The sequence below is a fragment of the Kitasatospora sp. YST-16 genome (assembly GCF_026802215.1).
GTDB classification, from domain to species: domain Bacteria; phylum Actinomycetota; class Actinomycetes; order Streptomycetales; family Streptomycetaceae; genus Kitasatospora; species Kitasatospora cineracea.
Map to the genome: position 1 here is coordinate 5217822 of NZ_CP113837.1, position 20022 is coordinate 5237843.

At 74.8% G+C, this 20022-nt stretch carries 14 protein-coding genes; 9 read left to right on the forward strand and 5 right to left on the reverse strand.

Annotated elements, in window-relative coordinates:
- Window positions 1–43: 43 nt before the first annotated feature.
- Entirely contained in the window at window positions 44–3871 is a 3828-nt protein-coding gene (locus tag OU787_RS23705; RefSeq protein ID WP_268660470.1) for a beta-N-acetylglucosaminidase domain-containing protein, read from the reverse strand.
- 360 nt (window positions 3872–4231) lie between these two features.
- Between OU787_RS23705 and malQ the strand changes: the two genes are divergently transcribed.
- The 3 genes from malQ (at window position 4232) to OU787_RS23720 (ending at window position 7508) form a co-directional block, all read left to right on the forward strand.
- On the forward strand, window positions 4232–6343 hold the full coding sequence (gene malQ, locus OU787_RS23710) for a 4-alpha-glucanotransferase (RefSeq protein ID WP_051816850.1): 2112 nt from the start codon (window positions 4232–4234) through the stop codon (window positions 6341–6343).
- A gap of 21 nt (window positions 6344–6364) precedes the next feature.
- Window positions 6365–6586 carry a photosystem II reaction center protein PsbW gene (psbW, locus tag OU787_RS23715; RefSeq protein WP_081966877.1) on the forward strand — a complete coding sequence of 74 codons (222 nt, stop codon included), beginning with the start codon at window positions 6365–6367 and terminating at the stop codon, window positions 6584–6586.
- Window positions 6587–6767: 181 nt separating this feature from the next.
- On the forward strand, window positions 6768–7508 hold the full coding sequence (locus OU787_RS23720) for a heparin lyase I family protein (protein ID WP_030459704.1): 741 nt from the start codon (window positions 6768–6770) through the stop codon (window positions 7506–7508).
- On the opposite strand, the gene OU787_RS23725 is transcribed toward OU787_RS23720, so the two are convergent.
- The 3 genes from OU787_RS23725 to OU787_RS23735 are packed head-to-tail and all read right to left on the reverse strand — an operon-like array spanning window position 7484 to window position 10118.
- Window positions 7484–8278 (reverse strand): FAD:protein FMN transferase, encoded by a 795-nt coding sequence (locus OU787_RS23725; protein WP_327059417.1) that lies wholly within the window; start codon window positions 8276–8278, stop codon window positions 7484–7486. The genes OU787_RS23720 and OU787_RS23725 overlap by 25 nt on opposite strands.
- Entirely contained in the window at window positions 8275–8745 is a 471-nt protein-coding gene (locus tag OU787_RS23730; protein WP_030459702.1) for an FMN-binding protein, read from the reverse strand. The genes OU787_RS23725 and OU787_RS23730 overlap by 4 nt, the downstream gene beginning before the upstream one ends.
- A gap of 14 nt (window positions 8746–8759) precedes the next feature.
- The gene (locus tag OU787_RS23735) at window positions 8760–10118 is read right to left on the reverse strand and encodes a ferredoxin reductase family protein (protein WP_030459701.1); all 1359 of its coding nucleotides are present in this window, start codon (window positions 10116–10118) and stop codon (window positions 8760–8762) included.
- 193 nt (window positions 10119–10311) lie between these two features.
- Between OU787_RS23735 and OU787_RS23740 the strand changes: the two genes are divergently transcribed.
- Both OU787_RS23740 and OU787_RS23745 read left to right on the forward strand, forming a co-directional pair.
- A complete protein-coding gene (locus tag OU787_RS23740) occupies window positions 10312–11016 on the forward strand; it encodes a response regulator transcription factor (protein WP_030459700.1) in 705 nt (234 codons plus the stop codon).
- Window positions 11013–12467: a sensor histidine kinase gene (locus OU787_RS23745; protein ID WP_030459699.1), complete on the forward strand. Its 1455-nt coding sequence runs from the start codon at window positions 11013–11015 to the stop codon at window positions 12465–12467. The genes OU787_RS23740 and OU787_RS23745 overlap by 4 nt, the downstream gene beginning before the upstream one ends.
- A gap of 168 nt (window positions 12468–12635) precedes the next feature.
- Here the strand turns inward: OU787_RS23745 and pepN are convergent, their stop codons facing one another.
- Window positions 12636–15200, reverse strand: coding sequence for an aminopeptidase N (gene pepN / locus OU787_RS23750; protein WP_268660471.1), 2565 nt, complete (start codon window positions 15198–15200; stop codon window positions 12636–12638).
- Between the two features lie 163 nt (window positions 15201–15363).
- On the opposite strand from pepN, the gene OU787_RS23755 reads away from it, so the two are divergent.
- The 4 genes from OU787_RS23755 to OU787_RS23770 all read left to right on the forward strand — a co-directional run bounded on the left by OU787_RS23755 (window position 15364) and on the right by OU787_RS23770 (window position 19992).
- Window positions 15364–16533 (forward strand): ROK family transcriptional regulator, encoded by a 1170-nt coding sequence (locus tag OU787_RS23755; protein WP_030459697.1) that lies wholly within the window; start codon window positions 15364–15366, stop codon window positions 16531–16533.
- A gap of 180 nt (window positions 16534–16713) precedes the next feature.
- Window positions 16714–17808: a substrate-binding domain-containing protein gene (locus OU787_RS23760; protein ID WP_030459696.1), complete on the forward strand. Its 1095-nt coding sequence runs from the start codon at window positions 16714–16716 to the stop codon at window positions 17806–17808.
- A 139-nt stretch (window positions 17809–17947) separates the two neighbouring features.
- Window positions 17948–18736, forward strand: coding sequence for an ATP-binding cassette domain-containing protein (locus OU787_RS23765; RefSeq protein ID WP_081966876.1), 789 nt, complete (start codon window positions 17948–17950; stop codon window positions 18734–18736).
- Window positions 18733–19992, forward strand: a complete 1260-nt coding sequence (locus OU787_RS23770) for a sugar ABC transporter permease (protein WP_030459694.1) — start codon at window positions 18733–18735, stop codon at window positions 19990–19992. Before OU787_RS23765 ends, OU787_RS23770 begins: the two co-directional genes overlap by 4 nt.
- Window positions 19993–20022 lie beyond the last annotated feature (30 nt).

Sequence of the window (20022 nt, forward strand, 5' to 3'; positions counted from 1 at the left end):
CCGCCGCCCCCGCAACGGGAGCGTCGGCGGCCCGCCGCGCGTCCTACGGCGCCTGCACGCCGTACAGCTCCACCCCGGACAGCGCGTACCCGTAGCGGGTGGCCCGGCCCACGCCCTGCACCCGCAGGTACTGGGCGCCCGGCGCGTCGAAGCGGACCGTCTCGGTGCCGCCCTGCCCGTTGCCGACCTCCGCGACGGTGGTCCACACCACGCCGTCCACCGAGGTCTCCAGCCGGTACGCGGACGCGTACGCCGCGCCCCAGTGCAGCACCGCCGCACCCAGCCGGGCTGGCTGCGGCAGCCGCAGCTGCACCCAGGCGTCGTCCTCGGCGGGGGAGTTCCAGGAGGTCTTCGGATCGCCGTCGGCGACCGCCGCCGCCGGGGCCTTCGCGCTGTCGTCGCCCGAGGACGAGGCGGTCGCCGCCCGGGCCAGGTCCGGCCCGCCGGTCGGCGGGACGACGTGCACCAGCAGCTCCTGGCGGACGGTCAGCGCGCCCGCGGTGAACACCACCGGCACCCGGTAGCTGCCCGACGGGGTGTCCGCGGCCGCCGTCACCAGCAGCGGCGCGCCCGCCCGGCCGCCGCGCGGCACCGTCACCGCCGGGGCCGGAGCCACCGTCAGCCCCTTGGCCACCGCCGGGACCTCGGCGGTCAGCGCACCGGTCAGCGCGTCCGGCCGGCCGGACTCCACGGTGGCCCGGGCCTGGGCCGGCGCGGCCGCGCCCGCCACCACGTCCAGGGTCGGCTCGGCCAGCGTCAGCCGGGCCGCCGGGACGTCCGCCCACCACGGGATCACCTGGTTGACCACCGGGGCCTCGCCGCCCGGCTGCCACACCAGCCGCAGCGCCTCCACCGGCCCGCCGTCGGCCCGCAGCTCGTTGTAGCCGGGCCGCACCGGGCCCAGGTCCGCCCAACTGCCGTCCGGGCGGCGGACCTGCGCGGTCGCCTCGGCCCGCACCGTCGGGTCGGTCAGCACGGTCAGCCGGTCCAGCGGCCGGGCCGAGCCCAGCTCCACCGTCAGCGGGGCGTCGCCCGCGGCGGGCGGCGCGGCCGCCCGGAACGCGGAGTCCGGGTCGCCGGAGAGCACCGCGTCCGGCGAGGAGCCCGGCGCGGCCGGCGGGCCGGACACCGCGGTGTCCACCGCGTCCGGCGCGGCCGTGGTGAACTCCCGCACCGCGACGGCGGTCTGCTGCCCGCCGGTGGCCCGCAGCCGGACCGCCTTGGCCACCGCGCCCACCGGGGCGTTCGCGGTGACCGTCCGCTGCCCGTGCACGGCCGCCAGCTGCTGCCAGCCGCCCGAGCCGCTCCAGTACTCCAGCACCCCGTCGTGCAGGTAGTCGTCGGCCGCCGAGGCGGCGTCCGGGTCGTCGCCCCAGGAGCCCATCAGCACCGTCACCGAGCCCAGCGGCTTCGGGGTGCCCAGGTCCAGGCCGAAGCTGTCGCCGACCTGCGGCGGCGCGGACGACCAGTAGAAGGTCTGCCCGGAGCCGTCCGCCATCAGCGCCGGGCCGTGGTCGTGCGCGGTGCCCAGGGTGGTGGTCGGGGACGCCCCGGCGGTGATGCCCGACCAGGTGTCCGCGGACTTCGCCGCCCGGTCCAGGAACGCGTCCAGCACGCCCTTGCCGACCGTCACCGGGTTCTGCTCCAGCACCCCGCGCTGCCGGCCCAGCTCCAGCCGGGCCTGCCAGGCCGCCGCGCCGTCGCCGCCGTGCTGCGCCAGCAGCATGTCCACCGCCGCCCGGCCCGCCGCGCCGTACGCCGCCAGCCGGGCCAGCCACGGCGCCGCGTCCTGCGCCAGCGGGTCGCCCGCCAGGGCCTTCGGCGCGTCCGCCATCACGGTGAACGCCTCGCGCAGCAGCTGCGCGGCCGCCTGCAGCTTCGCCGCGTCGGCCGACGCGCCCGAGGCCGGCTCGGCGGCCGCCCAGAACCGCTCCACCAGCGGCGCCAGGTACGCCGACTCCTGGCCGCCCAGCGGCGAGGAGGCGCTGTTGCCGGCCAGCGCCGCCGCCGCGGCCTGCTGCGCGGGCCCGGCGGTCAGCAGCCGCAGCGCCGCGGCCAGCGACTGGTCGGCGCGGTAGCCGTCCGGCTGCCAGCCGAAGTCGGCGGCGGTCGCCAGCGGGATCCGGGACGCCACCGGCTGGCTCATCGCCGAGGTCAGCAGCACCGCCGAGCGCCGCGCCACCTCGGGGTCGCGCCCGTCGTAGCCGCCCAGGAACAGCCGGTCCGGCGCCGAGTCGTTCACCGGGTAGTTGTCCATCGTCATCAGCGGACGCCCGAACAGCCCGGCGGTGGCGGCGATCTGATCGTCCGTCACCTGCTGGGGGATCGCCGAGCCGCCGCTCCAGGCCACCTGCACCCCGGCCGGCAGCCCGGCCGCCAGCGCCGCCCGGTACGGGGTGGACCCCTGCTTCAGGTACTCGGTCGGCACCACCGACAGCGGCGCCAGGTCCGGGTGCCGGGCCACCAGCCGCTCCTGCACCGCCGCGGTCAGCGCGCTCTGCGCCTTGGCGGCGGCCACCGGCCCGGTGCCGAACTTCCGCCGGTCCGCGCCGCAGTGCCACTCGTCGTAGGACACGTTCAGGAAGTCCAACTGGAAGGCCCGCATGCCCAGCCGGCGCAGCCCGTCGAGCTTGGCGACCAGCGCGTCGACGTCCTTGCCGGAGGAGAAGCAGAACGACTGCCCGGGGGCGATCGAGTACGCCACCGTGACGTGCGCGGCCCGGGCCCGGGCGGTCAGCTCGGACAGCTCGGCCGCCCGCGCGGCCGGGTACGCCTCCCGCCAGCGCTGCGCCCGGTACGGGTCGCCGCCCGGCGCGTACAGGAAGTAGTTCTGCTTGGTGCGGCCCAGGAAGTCCACCACCGCCAGCCGCTGCGCGGCGCTCCACGGCGCCCCGTAGAACGACTCCGCGGTGCCGCGCACCGCCGCGCCGCTCGGCCAGTCCCGCAGCAGCACCCCGGGGAAGCCCTTGTCGCCCTCGCCGCCCTGCCCCTGCCCGGGGGCGACCGGGGCCAGCAGCTGCGCCAGGCTCTGCGCCGCGTAGTAGGTGCCCGCGCCGTCGACGCCCGCCAGCACCACCGCGCCGTACGAGCCGCCCGGCGCGGTCAGCCGGCCGGACGCCAGCAGGTAGCCGCCCGCGGGCAGGCCCGCCAGCTGCGGCACCTCGGTGTCCTTCAGCCCGTTCGCCACCGCGAGATCCCGCAGCACCCGGTCGGTCGCCCCGCCCGCGCCCTCGTACGGGCCGCCCAGGTACACCACCAGCGAACCGGCGGCCGGGACCGCGGGGGCCTCCGGCACGCTCCGCACGTCCGTCGCGCCCGCCCGGGCCAGCAGCGCGCGCACCGCGTCCACCGCCGGGCCGTCCGCGGAGTCCGCCAGCACCAGCGCCACCTGCCGGGGCACCGACACCGCGCCGCCGCCCGTCCGCAACTGCTGCGGGCGCGGGAACACCCGGGGGTCGGTCAGCGAACCCAGCGGCAGCGGCGCCTCGGTGACGGTCTCCGAGCGGTCCGCGACGTCCGGCACCGCGCTGCCCGGCCCGGACCGCAGGCCCGCCTCGACGGCGAAGCCCGGCGCGGGGAGCAGCAGCCCGCCGACCACCGCGGCCGCCGACAGCGTCGCCGCGACCCGCAGCGCGCTGCCCCGCCGGCCCGCGCGGCGCTCGGCGCGCACCGAGGCCAGCAGCGGTTCGGTGCCCTTGACGTCCGCGATGAACCGGTCCGCGGCCCGCGGCGCCAGCTGCCGGGCCGTCCGCGCCGCCGTCCGGCGGGCCGCCAGCGCCGCCGGGTGGTGCAGGACCTCGCGCAGTGCCGCGCTCTGTTCCAACCGCTGCCGCAGCCGCCGTCCGGCCGCCACCGAAACCCGCGCCTGCACCGGAGCCTCCTCGCCCGAAACGCCCAGCTCACCGGCCCCCCGCCGACCCGGCCCCAGCCCCCCGGGGCCACCCGGCCCGCCCACCCCACCAGCTCCCCGCGTCCCTGTCAACGCCCTTGGCAGCTATGTCCGTTATCGCCCGGTACATCCCTTGACCTCCTCCTTCCGGGAGCGCCCGGCAAGGCGCCGCCGGACGGTTCACCCGACCGGTGCGGGCGGCGGGCCGTGTCGGTCGGGGTCGGCGGGGAGCGGCCCGGGTAGGACTGTGGCTGTCGACATCGGTGGCGTGGGGGAGACCCCGAGGACGGAGTGCGCTGGGTGGCCGCATACCTTGACCGCGAGCAGGCCGGGTCCGAGCAGGTGCCGGCGGAGGACAACCCGCCCGCCCCGCCGGAGTTGACGGCGCTCGCGCACGCGTACGGGGTGGACACCCACTACGACGCGGGCGCCGGCCCGGTGCAGGTCGGGGCGCGGACGCTGACCGCCGTGCTGGCCGCGCTCGGGATCGACGCCGGGACGCCGGAGCTGGCCGCCGCGGCCCTGGAGCGGCACCGCGCGCAGAGCGCCGCCCGCCTGCTGCCGCCCACCGTGGTCGCCTGGCAGGGCCGCCGCACCGCGCTCGACCTGCCGGCCGGCGCGGACGTCCGGATCGAGCTCGAACAGGGCGGCGACGCCTGGGAGTTGACGGACGAGCACGCGCACTGGCTGCCCGCCGACCTGCCGCCGGGCCGGCACGTCCTGGCGGTCCGGGCGGACGGCCGCACCGCCCGGTCCGCGCTGGTCGTCGCCCCGCCCCGGATCCCCGAACCGGCCGGCCGCCACTGGGGCTTCCTGGCCCAGCTGTACTCGGTGCTGAGCGAACAGTCCTGGGGCATGGGCGACCTGGCCGACCTGGCCGAGCTCGCCCAGTGGGCCGGGGCCGAACTCGGCGCGGGCTTCCTGCAGATCAACCCGCTGCACGCGGGCCTGCCCGGCGCCCCCTCCGACCCGTCCCCCTACCGTCCGTCCTCGCGCCGCTTCGCCGACCCGGTGCACCTGCGGGTCGAGGCGCTCCCCGAGTACGCCCGGCACGAGGAGGCCCGCGACCTGGCCCGCCGGGCCCGGCTGCTGCGCGAGGAGGTGCTGGAGCACGACGGACTGATCGACCGCGACTCGGTCTGGTCGCTCAAGCGCCAGGCCCTCGAACTGCTGCACACCGTGCCGCGCGGCGTCGGCCGGGAGGCCGCGTACCGGGCGTTCGTCCGGCGCGGGGGCGAGTGGCTGGAGCGGTACGCGGTGTGGAACGCGCTGGCCGAGGAGCACGGCGCCGGCTGGCACTCCTGGCCGAAGGGCCTGCGCCACCCCGCCAACCCCCAAGTGGCGGCCGCCAAGGCCGAGTTGAAGGACCGGGTGGAGTTCCACCGCTGGCTGGCCTGGCTGGTCGACGAGCAACTGCGGGCCGCCCAGCGCGCCGCCACCGACGCCGGCATGCCGATCGGCCTGATCCACGACCTCGCGGTCGGCGTCCACCCCGACGGCGCCGACGCCTGGGCGCTGCAGGACGTGCTGGCGGCCGGCATCTCCACCGGCGCCCCGCCGGACGCGTTCAACGCCCACGGCCAGGACTGGGGCCTGCCCCCGTGGCGGCCGGACGCGCTGGCCGAGGCCGGCTACGCCCCGTTCGCCGAGCTGATCCGGGCCTCCGCCCGGCACGCCGGCGCGATCCGGATCGACCACGTGATGGGCCTGTTCCGGCTCTGGTGGGTGCCCGAGGGGGCCCGCCCCACCGAGGGCACCTACGTCCGCTACGACGCCGAGGCGATGCTCGCCGTCCTCGCCCTGGAGGCGCACCGGGCCGGCACCGCCGTGATCGGCGAGGACCTCGGCACCGTCGAGCCCGGCGTGCGCGAACGGCTCGCCGAGCACGGCGTGCTGGGCACCTCGGTGCTCTGGTTCGAACGGGACTGGCAGGCCGGCGGCGCCGTGCTGCCCCCCGAGCGCTGGCGCCCCGGCTGCCTGGCCACCCTCACCACCCACGACCTGCCCTCCACCGCCGCCCGGCTCACCGGCGAGCACGTCGAACTCCGCCACCACCTCGGCCTGCTGGCCCGCCCGCTGGCCGAGGAGCAGCAGGCCGCCGCCGCCGAACTCGCCGACTGGCAGCGCGAACTGGTCCGGATCGGGCTGCTCGCCGAGGGCGAGCCGGCCACCCCCGAGGCGCTCTACGCCTACCTGCTGGCCACCCCCGCCAAGCTGGTCGGCGTCTGGCTGCCCGACACCGTCGGCGACCCCCGCCCGCAGAACCTCCCCGGCACCTGGGACCAGTACCCGAACTGGCGCCTGCCGGTCGCCGACGCCGCCGGCACCCCCCGCACCCTGGACGCCCTCGCCGCCGCCCCCGGCACCGCCGGCATCGCCGCCACCCTCGCCCCGCTGAACGCCCTCCCGCCGGGACACGCCGACAGGCGCACCCCGCCGGGCGGAGCGGTGTAGGGGGCCGGTACCTTGGGAAACGTGGACAAGAGGAACGCAATGCGCGCCGGTGCGGTCACCGCGGCGGCCACGCTGATGATGGTCATGTCGTCGCCCGCGATGGCGCTCGCGCGGGACGACGGCGACGACCCCGGCACCGGCCTGAGCGTCGGTGCGACCCTGGGCCTGTTCGTCGCCCTGCCGATCGTCGCCTTCGCGGTGATCGCGGGCCTCTGCATGATCCCGGGCAGCAAGAAGAAGTAACCCCGGGCCCCGTACCCGGACGGCGGCGGCCGCCGGACCCCGACCAGCGTCGGCGGTCCGGCGGCCGCCGCCGCATTCGTGCGGGGCGGGGCGAGGCGGGGTGAGGCGGGGTGGCGGCCGGCCGGGCGGTGACGGAACATCAGCCGGAGCGAAGACGCCCCTCCCACCCTCAGGAGTGCCGATGTTCCGCCCCGCCCGTGCGTTCCGCCCCGCCCGCGCCGCGACCCTCGCCCTCGGCCTCGCCGCTGCGGTCCTGTCCGGCACCGTCCCCGCTGCTACCGCTGCCGCCCCCGCCGCCGCCGGGAAGGTGATCTGGGCCGCCGACACCGCCAAGGGCGCCGCCTCCTTCGCCGGCGTCCAGTGCAAGTCCGGCAACTTCGGCACCGTCCAGGACCCGGCCAGGGGCAAGGTCTGGCGCGCCCGGCAGGCCGCCGGCGAGGAGCGCTGCGAGACCCTGGGCCCCGACCTCCACGAGGGCGACACCGTCTACGTCGGCTGGTCCTCCCGGGTGCGGATCGGGGACGCCGAGAGCCGCTACGTCTTCCAGCTCAAGTGCTCGCCCAGCACCGGCACCGCCAACCACCCGGTCGAGATCGACATCGCCGACGGCCGGATCCGCCTCCAGGACTGGGACACCCAGCACGTCGCCCACCCGCTCTGGAGCGCCCCCACCGCCGACGACCAGTGGCACACCTTCACCCTCAAGCTCCGCCTCGGCCGCACCGACGGCACCGTCGACTTCTGGTTCGACGGCGCCAAGCAGACCTTCACCACCGGCTCCGGCACCTACACCGGCACCACCTGGGACGGCACCCGCAACTACCTCAAGTGGGGCTCCTACCACCCCTCCCCGGCCGACGCCACCAACACCTTCACCAGCCCGGTCATCGCCACCAGCTACGCCCTGGCCGCCGGTCGCTGACGATCCGTCAGGCATGCGGCCGGTGACCTCCCGTCAGGCCACCGGGCCGGGCCACGCCCAGTCGGCCGTCGCCTCCCGGCGGCCGTCCGGGTGGACCGCCAGCGCCGGGACGCCCCGGGCGGCGAGCCAGGGAGGGCCGCCGGGGCGCCCATGGCGAACGCGGCGGTGGCCAGGGCGTCGACGCGGGCCAGGCCCGGGCCGACCAGGGTCAGCGAGGCCAGCGAGGTCACCGGGCGGCCGGTGTGCGGGTCGAGGATGTGCGGGCCGCGCTCGGCGGTGCCGGAGGTGGCGACCGCCAGGTCGTGGCCGGTGACGACGCGGGCGACCGCGCCCGCCCGGTGCGGGTCGGCGATCCCGATCCGCCAGGGCCCGCCCGCGGTCTGCACGTCGCCGCCGCCGCTCACGCAGTGCTGGACGGAGCCGGCCGCGCGCAGCGCCCGGGACGCCTCCTCGACCGCCCAGCCCTTGACGTAGCCGCTGGGGTCGAGCCGCCCGCCGGGCCGCGCGGTGAAGTGGCCGCCGGTCTCCGCGCCCAGCTCCGCGCACCGCTCCAGCACCCACTGCACCTCGGGGCCGGCCTGCTCCGGGGTGATCTCCCCGCGGCCGAGCCGGCTGACCGCGCTGTCCGGCCGGTACGTCGAGAACACCGCGTCGATCCGGTGCAGCCGCTCGACGATCCGCCCGATCGCCGCCCCGGTCGCGGGCCCGGGATCGCGGACGGCGAACGAGAACACCGTCCCCATCACGTGCTCGACGTGGCGGACGGTCACTTCTGCACCTGGTCGAGCGCGCTCTGCAGCGAGCGGGTGTAGCCGTCGCTGGTGTACGTCGCGCCGGAGACCACGTCGATGTCCGCGCTCTGGGCGGCGAGCGCCTCCTGGTTGAGCTGCGGGATGGCGGAGCTGTTGATCTCCTGGTCACGGCGGTCCCGGGTAGGGTACTGGACCACGTCGATCTTGCTGATCCTCCCCCCGGCCATGGTGACCTTGACCTGCACCGGCCCGTACCGGGTGTTGACCGCGCTGCCGGTGACGGTCTGCGTGGCCCCGCTGCCGGCGGCCCCGCCGTCAGCGGCCCCGGCGCCGCTGCCCTGGCCGGTGTCCTGGGTGGTGTTCCGGGCGGAGCCCGCGCCGGCCGAGGAGATGGCCGGGGCGGTGGACGGGTCGTGGGGCTTGAGGGAGAGCAGCAGGACGACCCCGGCGGCGGTCGCGGAGGCGGTGATGACGGCGCGTCGCATGGTGGCGGGTGCTCCTAGAGGGCGAAGGACTCGTGGTGGATGCGGGCGGCCCGGACCCCGGCGGCGCGCAGCGCGCGGACCGCGTCGGCGGTGAACTCCTCGGGCCCGCACAGGTAGACCTCGTGCCGGGCCAGGTCGGGGACCAGCCGGCGCAGCGCCGCGCCCAGGTCGCCGACCTGGGCCCGGCTGCCGAGCAGCTCGTGCACCCGGCCGCCGCGCTGCTCGGCGACGGCGGCCAGTTCGCGGCGGAACAGCACGTCCTCCGGGCGGCGGGCCCGCTGCACCAGGGTGAGCCGGCCGGGCAGGGTCTCGAACAGCGCGCGCAGCGGGGTGACGCCGACGCCCGCGCCGAGCAGCAGCACCGGCCCGCCGCCGTGCCGCCGCCGCGCGGTGAACGCCCCGTAGGGGCCCTCGGCCCGGACCTTCGTGCCGGGGGCGAGCGCGGCGATCGCCGCGCTGTGGGAGCCCAGGCCCTTGACGGTGAAGCGCAGGAAGCGCGGGTGCGGGGGAGCGGAGAGCGAGTACGGGTTGGCGGCCCAGCGCAGCTGCGGGGTGAGGAACTGGAGCCGGAAGAACTGCCCGGGCTCGGCCCGCAGCTCGCCCAGGTGGCGGCCGGTCAGGAAGACCGAGACCACGCCGGGGCCCTCGGCGCGGACCTCGGCGACCTCCAGCCGGTGCCGCCGGTCGCGCAGGTACGGGGCGAGCAGCCGGTACCGGCCCAGGACGGCGGCGGTGCCGAAGTACAGCAGGTACCAGCCGGCCTTGGCGGGCCCGTCGACCAGGTCGGCGCCGTTGGTCAGCTGGTGGGCGAAGCCGAGCGCGACGGCCAGGTAGGTGGCCAGGTGCAGGTAGTACCAGGTCTCGTAGCCCAGCCGGCGGCGGGCGGCCCGGGCGGAGACCGCGCCGGTGCCGAGCAGCAGCAGGGTGGCGGCGGTGGCCTTCAGCATGTCGGGGAAGTGGAACACGATCTCGACGGTCTGGCCCCACAGGCCCCGCCCGTCGGTCAGCGCGTAGCCCCAGACCACGGTCAGCACGTGCACGGTGACCAGCGAGACCAGGTAGCGACCGCCGTACGCGTGCCAGCGGGCCAGCCGGTCCGCGCCCACCTCGCGCTCCAGCAGCGGGACGCGGGCCATCAGCAGCAGCAGGACGGGCGCGGCGTAGCCGGCCAGCAGGCCGGTGATCCGGGCCGCGCCGGTGAGCCAGTCCGCGGCCCCGGCCACCCGCGGGGTGTCGGCCCACCACAGGCCGAGCACGCCGAGCGCGCCGAGCACGATCAGGGCGGCGGCGCCGTGCCGGACGGCGTCCGGGTGCCGGGCCCGGCCCGGGGCGGCTCGCCGGGCGGCCCGGGTGGGGGTGGACAGTGCGGTCATCGGGCCCTCCTTCGGTGGTACCCGGGCCACGGTGGCACCGGAAGTTCTCAATTCCCTATGAACCGACCGCCCGACCCGGCCGATCCGGAGCCGCGTCCGCGCAGGTCAGGGCGGATCCGGCCGGATTCCACCGGGGTTCGAGCCGGGCTGATGATCTCACTGCTTTCTCATGCCGGAACGGCAGAATGGCCCCATGCAGCACGCGGACACCCCCTGGCGGGTCCTGGTGGTCGACGACGAACCCGACCTGGTCGAAGTCCTCTGCGGCGCCCTGCGCTACGAGGGCTGGCAGGCCCGCGGCGTCACCGGCGGCCTGGACGCGGTCGCCGCCGCCGACGACTGGCACCCGCACGCCATGGTGCTCGACGTGACGCTCCCCGACTTCGACGGCCTGGAGGTGCTGCGCCGCGTCCACACCACCGACCCCGAGGTGCGGGTGCTGTTCCTCACCGCCCGGGACGCCGTCGAGGACCGGATCGCCGGGATCAGCGCGGGCGGCGACGACTACGTCACCAAACCGTTCAGCCTGGAGGAGGTGGTGGTCCGCCTGCGCGGCCTGCTCCGCCGCACCGCGCCCCCGGGACCGGCCACCCCCGGCACCCTCGCCGTCGGCGACCTGCGGCTCGACCCCGCCACCCGGGAGGCCAGCCGCGGCGGCGAACCCGTCGACCTCAGCCCCACCGAGTTCGCCCTGCTGCGCCACCTGATGGAGCACCCCCGCCAGGTGCTCAGCAAGGCCCAGATCCTGGACGCCGTCTGGTCCTACGACTTCGGCGGCCAGGCCCACGTGGTCGAGCTGTACATCAGCTACCTGCGCCGCAAGATCGACGCCGGCCGGCCCCCGATGATCCACACCGTCCGCGGCGCCGGGTACGTGCTGCGGGCGGCCACCGGATGAGGCGCCCCGCCCTGCGCCCCCGCACCCTGCGGGCCCGCCTGGTGGCCGGCGTGCTCGTCCTGCTCACCCTGATCTGCGCCGGCATCGGCGTCGCCACCTGCGAGGCGCTCCGGCACTTCCTGGTCGACCGCCTCGACCAGCAGCTCTCCTCGGCCGGCGGCCGCTACGCCGCCAGCCTCGAACACCCCGGCCAGGGCGGCCACGACACCCGCGCCCAGTCGCCCGGCACCTTCGGCGCCCGGCTGGTCGACGGCGGCGTCACCCACGCCGCCGTGGTCGGCGGCGTCCCGCCCGGCGACGACGACCCCGTCCCGCTCGCCAAGGACAGCGGCACCGACGCCGCCGTCCCGCTCGACCCCGCCGACGCCGCCGCCCTGCGCGCCCTCCCCGCCGACGGCCGCCCCCGCGACCTCACCCTCTCCGCGCTCGGCCACTACCGGGCGGTCGCCGTCACCGGCTACGACCGCGACACCCTGGTCACCGGCCTGCCGCTGCACCCCGTCGACGAGACCGTGCAGCGCCTGCTGCTGATCGAACTGATCGTCTTCGCCGCCGCGCTCACCGTCGCCGCCGCCGTCGGCACCCTCGCCGCCCGGATCGCGCTGCGCCCGCTCGACCGGGTCGTCGCCACCGCCGAACGGGTCTCCGCCCTCCCGCTCGCCAACGGCGCCGTCGACCTCGGCGAACGCGTCCCCGACGACGACCCCGGCACCGAGGTCGGCCGGGTCGGCACCGCGCTCAACCGGATGCTCGGCCACGTCGCGGACGCCCTGACCCGCCGTCAGAACGTCGAGGAGCGCCTGCGCGCCTTCGCCGCCGACGCCAGCCACGAACTGCGCAACCCCGTCGCCACCGTCCGCGGCCACGCCGAACTCGCGCTCCGCCACCCCGGCCCGGTCCCCGAACCCGTCCGGCACTCGCTGGAACGGATCAGCGCCGAGTCCCGCCGGATGGGCACCATCGTCGAGGACCTGCTGCTGCTCGCCCGCCTCGACGCCGGCCGCCCGCTCGCCGTCCAGGACACCGACCTCACCCGGATCGCCCTCGACTGCACCGCCGACGCCCGCGCCGCCGCCCCCGGCCACCGCTGGCTGCTCGAACTCCCCGCCGAACCCGTCACCGTCCAGGGCGACCCGCACCGCCTCGCCCAGGTCGTCACCAACCTGCTCGCCAACGCCCGCACCCACACCCCCGACGGCACCACCGTCACCCTCCGCCTCGACCCCGACGGCCGCCTCACCGTCACCGACGACGGCCCCGGCATCCCCCCGGACCTCGTCCCGCACGTCTTCGACCGCTTCACCCGCGGCGACCGCGCCCGCTCCCGCCGCACCGGCTCCACCGGCCTCGGCCTCGCCATCGTCCAGGCCGTCGTCCACGCCCACCACGGCACCGTCACCCTCACCAGCACCCCGGGCCGCACCACCTTCACCGTGACCCTCGGGAAGTGACCTAACGCCCCATCAGGGGCCCGGGGAACGGCGGGTCGATGCTGCTGCCGGTCGGAGCCCATCGAAAAGTCCGCGCGGCTGGGGGCAGTAAGCCGCAGGGGTCGGAAGCGAACCCTCGCCTCCGACCCCTGTCCGTCCTACCCCTGTCGCCGCGTCAGCGGTCAGCGGTCAGCGGTCGGCAGCCTGCGCCCTGAGCGCCCGCTCCACCCCCGCCCGCGCCTCGACGACCTGGCGGCGCAGCGCCGGCGCCGGGTCCGCCGCGGCGAGCCAGGCGTCGGTGGCGTCGAGGGTGGCCTGCGAGACCGCGTACGAGGGGTAGAGCCCGCCGATGATCTGCTGCGAGATCTCGTGGCTGCGGGTCTCCCAGACCTGCTTGACCGAGGCGAAGTACTTCTCGGTGTAGGCGGCCAGCAGTTCCCGCTGGTCGGCCTGCTGGAAGCCGGCGATGACGGCCTCCTGGACGTAGTTGGTCAGGGTGTCGGAGTCGACCACCGACGCCCAGGCCTCGGCCTTGGCCGCCGCGGTGGGCCGGGCGGCCCGGCAGGTGGCGGCGTGCTCCTGGCCGGAGGAGGTGTTGTCGCGGGCGAGTTCGGCCTCGATCGCCGCCTCGTCGGCGCGTCCGGTGGCGACCAGCCGGGCCAGCAGGGTCCAGCGCAGTTCGGTGTCGACGGCGAGGCCGTCGATCCCGACCGAGCCGTCCAGCAGTCCGGCGAGCAGCGCGAGCTGCCCGTCGGTGCGGGCGGCGCCGGCCAGCGTGCGGGCCCAGGCGAGCTGGTGGTCGCTGCCGGCGGGGGCGGCGCGCAGGGCGTCCTCCGCGGCGGCGGCCCAGCGCTGCAGGCCGGTCTCGCGCCAGGCGGGGTCGGCGTACAGCTCCAGGGCGAGCTTGACCTGGCGCTGGACGGACTGGACGACGCCGATGTCGCTCTCGCGGGGCAGGCCGGAGAGGGCCAGCGAGAGGTAGTCGCGGGTGGCGAGTTCGCCGTCGCGGGTCATGTCCCAGGCGGAGGCCCAGCACAGGGCGCGCGGCAGCGAGTCGGTGAAGTCGCCGAGGTGCTCGGTGACGACGGCCAGCGAGTCGGCGTCGAGCCGGACCTTGGCGTAGGAGAGGTCGTCGTCGTTGAGCAGCAGCACGGCGGGCCGCTTCCGGCCGGCCAGCTGCGGGACCTCGGTGCGCTCGCCGTCGACGTCGAGCTCGATCCGGTCGGTGCGCACCAGCGTGCCGTCGGTGAGCTCGTACAGGCCCACCGCGATCCGGTGCGGGCGCAGGACGGCCTCGCCGCGGGCGCCGGCGGGCAGCGCGGGGGCCTCCTGGAGGACGGCGAAGGACTCGATGGTGCCGTCCGCGGCGACCGACAGCTCGGGGCGCAGCACGTTGATGCCCGCGGTCTCCAGCCAGGCCTTGGACCAGGTCTTCAGGTCGCGGCCGCTGGCCTCCTCCAGGGCGCCGAGCAGGTCGGCGAGGCGGGTGTTGCCCCAGGCGTGGCGCTTGAAGTAGGCGCGCACGCCCTGGAAGAAGGCGTCCTGGCCGACGTAGGCGACCAGCTGCTTGAGCACCGAGGCGCCCTTGGCGTAGGTGATGCCGTCGAAGTTGACCTGGACGTCCTCCAGGTCGTTGATCTCCGCCATGATCGGGTGGGTGGAGGGCAGCTGGTCCTGCCGGTAGGCCCAGGTCTTCATCTGGTTGGCGAAGGTGGTCCAGGAGTGCGGCCACTTGGAGCCGGGGGCCTCGGCCTGGCAGACGACCTCGGCGAAGGTGGCGAAGGACTCGTTCAGCCACAGGTCGTTCCACCACTCCATGGTGACGAGGTCGCCGAACCACATGTGGGCGAGCTCGTGCAGCACGGTCGCGGCGCGCATCTCGTAGGCGGCGTCGGTGACCTTGGAGCGGAACACGTACTGGTCGCGGAGGGTGACGGCGCCCGCGTTCTCCATCGCACCGGCGTTGAACTCCGGGACGAAGAGCTGGTCGTACTTGGCGAACGGGTACGCGAAGTCGAACTTCTCCTGGAAGTAGTCGAAGCCCTGCTTGGTCACCGCGAAGACCGCGTCGGCGTCCAGGTGCTCGCGCAGCGAGGGGCGGCAGTACACGCCCAGCGGGACGTGCTGCGAGCCGTTGTCGTAGCTGTCGAAGACGCCGACGTAGGGGCCGGCCACCAGCGCGGTGATGTAGGTGGACATCCGCGGGGTGGGCTCGAAGGTCCACACCCGGGTGTCGCCGTCGCCGGTGGGCTCGGGGGTGGGGGAGTTGGAGACCACGACCCAGCCGGCGGGGGCGGTGACGGTGAAGGCGAAGGTGGCCTTCAGGTCGGGCTGCTCGAAGCTGGCGAAGACCCGGCGGGCGTCCGGGACCTCGAACTGGGTGTAGAGGTAGGTCTCGCCGTCGGCGGGGTCGACGAAGCGGTGCAGTCCCTCGCCGGTGTTGGTGTAGGCGCAGTCGGCGACCACCCGGAGCTCGTTCTCGGCGGCCAGGCCGGGCAGCTCGATCCGGCTGTCGGTGAAGCGCTCCGGCGGCAGGGCGCGGCCGTTGAGGACGATCTCGGAGACGGCGGGGGCGACCAGGTCGATGAAGGTGGAGGAGCCGGGTTCGGTGGCGGTGAACCGGACCACGGTGGTGGACCGGAAGGTGCCGCCCTCGCGCGCGGAGCTCAGGTCGAGCTCGATCTCGTACGCGTCCACGGCCAGGAGTGCGGCCCGGGTGCGGGCCTCCTCACGGGTCAAGTTGGTGCCAGGCACTCGCAGGACTCCTTCGTCAGGGCTGGGGTTACCGGGAATCCTCCCATGCGCGTAACGATCCGTGTTCGGGCTTGACTCCCCCTCCGAGCAGTACCGGAGCATAGAGTTCAGAAGTTGAAGCTGAACTTCTCACGAACAGCAAGTGCGCCCTGGAGGGTGGAACATGTCGACGGACACACCGGGATCGCAGTCCTCGCTGCACCGGGCGAATCTCGAACGGGTGCTGCGGGCCGTGCGGATGGCCGGATCGCTGACCCAGGCGGAGATCGCCCGGGGCACGGGGCTGTCGGCCGCGACGGTGTCCAACATCGTCCGCGAGCTCAAGGAGTCCGGCACCGTGGTGGTGGCCGACACCTCCTCGGGCGGGCGGCGGGCGCGCAGCGTGTCGCTGAGCGGGGACGCCGGGATCGTGGTGGGCGTGGACTTCGGGCACACCCACCTGCGGGTGGCGGTGGGCAACCTGGCGCACCGGGTGCTGGCCGAGGAGAGCGAGCCGCTGGACGTGGACGTCTCCGCGCAGCAGGGCTTCGACCGGGCCGAGCGGATGGTGGAGCGGCTGCTGGCCCAGGCCGGCTTCCCGGCCGACAAGGTGATCGGGGTGGGCCTGGGCGTGCCGGGCCCGATCGACGTGGAGACCGGGGCGCTCGGCTCGACCGCGATCCTGCCGGGCTGGACGGGTGTGATGCCGGGCCAGGAGCTGTCCGTCCGCCTGGGCATGCCGGTGCACGTGGACAACGACGCCAACCTGGGCGCGCTGGGCGAGCTGGTCTGGGGCGCCGGGCGGGGCCTGGGCGACCTGGCGTACATCAAGGTGGCCAGCGGCGTCGGCTCCGGCCTGGTGATCAACAGCCAGATCTACCGGGGTCCGGGCGGCACCGCCGGCGAGATCGGGCACATCGTGCTGGACGAGGCGGGGCCGGTGTGCCGCTGCGGCAACCGGGGCTGCCTGGAGACCTTCGTGGGCTCCCGCTACCTGCTCAACCTCTTGAACGCCAACCACCCCGGTGAGCTGAGCCTCAGCAAGGTGGTGCAGCTGGCCCAGCAGGGCGACCTGGGCTGCCGCCGGGTGATCGCCGACGCGGGCCGGCAGATCGGGATGGGCGTGGCCACCCTGTGCAACCTGCTCAATCCGCGCCGGGTGATCCTCGGCGGAGACCTGGCCGAGGCCGGTGAGCTGGTGCTTTCCCCGATCCGGGACTCGGTGGCACGGTACGCGATCCCCAGTGCCGCCCGGCAGCTGTCGGTGGTTCCGGGGACGCTCGGCGGCCGGGCCGAGGTGCTCGGAGCGCTGGCCCTGGTGATGAGCGAGATGGGGGAGAGCGGGGTGCTCTGACCCCCGCGGAGGGGGCCCCGGAGGCTCGCTCGGTATCGGGTGAGCCTTCAGGAAGATAACGAAAGGGTTTGAATCACCGGGCCTCAGGTTTTACTTATTGACGACAAGCTCCGTCACGGGGTTGACTCCTGCCCACCTCGCCGCAATGTTCGCGGCTCTGTCAGGGAGGCTCCCCCCACCATGAACGCAATGATGCGTCGCGTCGCCGTCGGTACCGTCGCCGTCTCGATGGCGCTGACCATGGCCGCCTGCGGCAAGGCCGGCAGCGACAAGAAGGACAGCGCGGCCTCGAGCGACAACAAGTCGATCGGCCTGCTGCTGCCGGAGAACGCGTCCTCCACCCGCTACGAGTCCTTCGACAAGCCGTTCATCGAGGCCAAGGTCAAGGAACTCTGCGCCGACTGCAAGGTCGAGTACAACAACGCCGAGGGCTCCGCCGCGAAGCAGAAGCAGCAGTTCGACACCCTGATCGCCCAGGGCGTCAAGGTGATCATCCTGGACGCCTTCGACGCCAAGTCGACCCAGGCGTGGGTCACCGAGGCGGCCGGCAAGGGCGTCAAGGTCATCGCGTACGACCGCCTGGCCACCGGCCCGGTCTCCGCGTACGTCTCCTTCGACAACGAGAAGGTCGGCGAGCTCCAGGGCCAGGCCCTGGTCGACGCGCTGGGCGCCAAGGCCGCCGACGCCAACGTCGTGATGATCAACGGTGACGACGCCGACCCGAACGCCGGCAAGTTCAAGGCCGGTGCCCACAAGGTGCTGGACGGCAAGGTCAAGAAGATCGTCTACGAGCAGAGCGGTGAGTGGAAGCCCACCGTCGCGGGCCAGAAGGTCGGCGCCGCCATCACCCAGCTCGGCAAGGACGGCTTCCAGGCCGTCTACTCCGCCAACGACGGCATGGCCGCCGCGATCATCACCCAGCTGAAGTCCCAGGGCATCAACGTCCCGGTCGGCGGCCAGGACGCGGGCCTCGACGCCATCCAGCGACTGGTCTCCGGCGACCAGGCCTACACCATCTACAAGGCCTACAAGCCGCTGGCCGACTCGGCCGCGCAGCTCGCCGTCAACCTGCTGCAGGGCAAGGACATCAAGTCCGTCGCCACCTCGACCATCGACAGCGACACCGACAAGGGCATCCCGGCCCAGCTGCTCGAGCCCAAGGTCGTCACCAAGGCGAACATCAAGGACACCGTGATCGCCGACAACCTCTACAAGGTCGCGGACATCTGCACCGCCGACTTCGCCGCCGCCTGCACCGCGGCCGGCCTGCAGTAGCACCCGCCGGGCGGGGGCTCCCTGACCACCCGGGAGCCCCCGCCCGCACCGCTTCACCCACAGCACTACCCCGCGTGCCCGGCCCGGCGCGCGGGACGGCCGTGCCGGAAACGTCAGGTCCGGCACGGGACTCAAGGAGTTGGTTCACGTGACAGGCGCACCCGTACTGGCGTTGCGCGGGGTCTCCAAGCGCTTCGGTGCCGTCCAGGCACTCACCGACGTGCATCTGGAGGTCCACGCGGGCGAGGTCGTCGCCCTGGTCGGCGACAACGGTGCCGGTAAGTCCACCCTGGTGAAGACCATCGCGGGCGTCCACCCGATCGACGAGGGCGTCATCGAGTGGGAGGGCAAGGCGGTCAACATCAACCGCCCCCAGGACGCCCAGCAGTTGGGCGTCGCCACCGTCTACCAGGACCTCGCGCTCTGCGACAACCTCGACGTGGTCGGCAACCTGTTCCTCGGCCGCGAGCTCAAGCGCTTCGGCACCCTGGACGAGGTCGCCATGGAGAAGCGCGCCCGCGAGCTCCTCGACACCCTGTCGATCCGCATCCCCAGCGTCCGGATCCCGATCGCCTCGCTCTCCGGCGGCCAGCGCCAGGTCGTGGCCATCGCCCGCGCCCTGGTCGGCGACCCGAAGATCGTCATCCTGGACGAGCCCACCGCCGCCCTCGGCGTCGAGCAGACCGCCCAGGTCCTGGACCTGGTCGAGCGGCTCCGCCAGCGCGGCCTCGGCGTGATCCTGATCAGCCACAACATGGCCGACGTGAAGGCCGTCGCGGACACCGTCGCGGTGCTCCGGCTGGGCCGCAACAACGGCAGCTTCGAGGTCGCCAGCACCTCGCACGAGGAGATCATCTCCGCCATCACCGGAGCCACCGACAACGCGGTGACCCGCCGTCAGGCTCGAATCGCGGAGGAAGCCAAGTGAGCACCGAGACCCCCACCACCCCGCCCGTCTCCCCCGCGGTGGACCCGCGCCTGCTGGTCCGCAAGGAGGGCCTGGCCGGCTACTTCGACGAGTTCACCCGCAAGATCCGCAGCGGTGAGCTCGGCTCGCTGCCGGTGGTCGTCGGCCTGATCGTGATCGCCGCGATCTTCCAGATCAAGACCGGCACCTTCCTCAACGCCGACAACCTCACCAACATCACCAAGTGGATCGCGGGCCCCGGCCTGATCGCGGTCGGCGTGGTGTTCGTGCTGCTGCTCGGCGAGATCGACCTCTCGCTCGGCTCGGTGGCCGGCGCCACCGCCGCCATCACCTCGGTGCTCTCGGTCCGCCAGGGCCTGAACGAGTGGCTCGCCATCGTGCTGGCGATAGCCGCCGCGGTCGCCATCGGCGCCCTGCACGGCTACTTCTTCGCCAAGATCGGCGTCCCGGCCTTCGTGGTCACGCTGGCCGGCATGCTGGCCTGGAACGGCCTGCAGATGCTCGTCCTGGGCAACCTCGGCACCGTCAACAACCCGATGGACGGCGTGGTCGCCAACCTGGACACCTACTTCCTGGGCGACGGCGACGTCATCTGGGCCTGGCTGTTCGCCCTCGCCACCATCGTGCTGTTCGCGGCCGGCCAGCTGTTCGACTCCCGCCGCCGCAGCGCCGCCAACCTGCCGGCCCGCCCGATGAGCGAGATCGCGCTGCGCACCGGCGTGATCGGCGTCCTGGTGCTGATCGCCGCCTACATGCTCAACCAGGACCGCGGCCTGCCGCTGCCGCTGGTGATCTTCGTCGGCATCGTCGCGCTGGCCGACTTCGTGCTCCGCCGCACCGGCTACGGCCGGCAGATCTTCGCGGTCGGCGGCGGCATCGAGGCGGCCCGCCGCGCGGGCATCAACGTCGCCTGGGTCCGGATCTCGGTCTTCATGATCTCGGCCGGCCTGGCCGGCCTCGGCGGCCTGTTCATCGCCTCCCAGCAGGGCTCCGCGGACAAGGCGCTGGGCAGCGGCAACGTGCTGATGAGCGCCATCGCCGCCGCCGTCATCGGCGGCACCAGCCTCTTCGGCGGCCGCGGCAAGACCTGGTCGGCGCTGCTCGGCATCCTGGTCATCCAGTCCATCACCACCGGTCTGGACATGATCCACGCCCAGCAGGCCATCCAGTACATGATCACCGGCGCGGTGCTGCTCGCCGCGGTGGTCCTGGACTCGGTCTCCCGCCGCACCCAGAAGTCCCACGGCCGCGGCTGACCCCCGGCCCCACCCCGGACCGCGCGACCG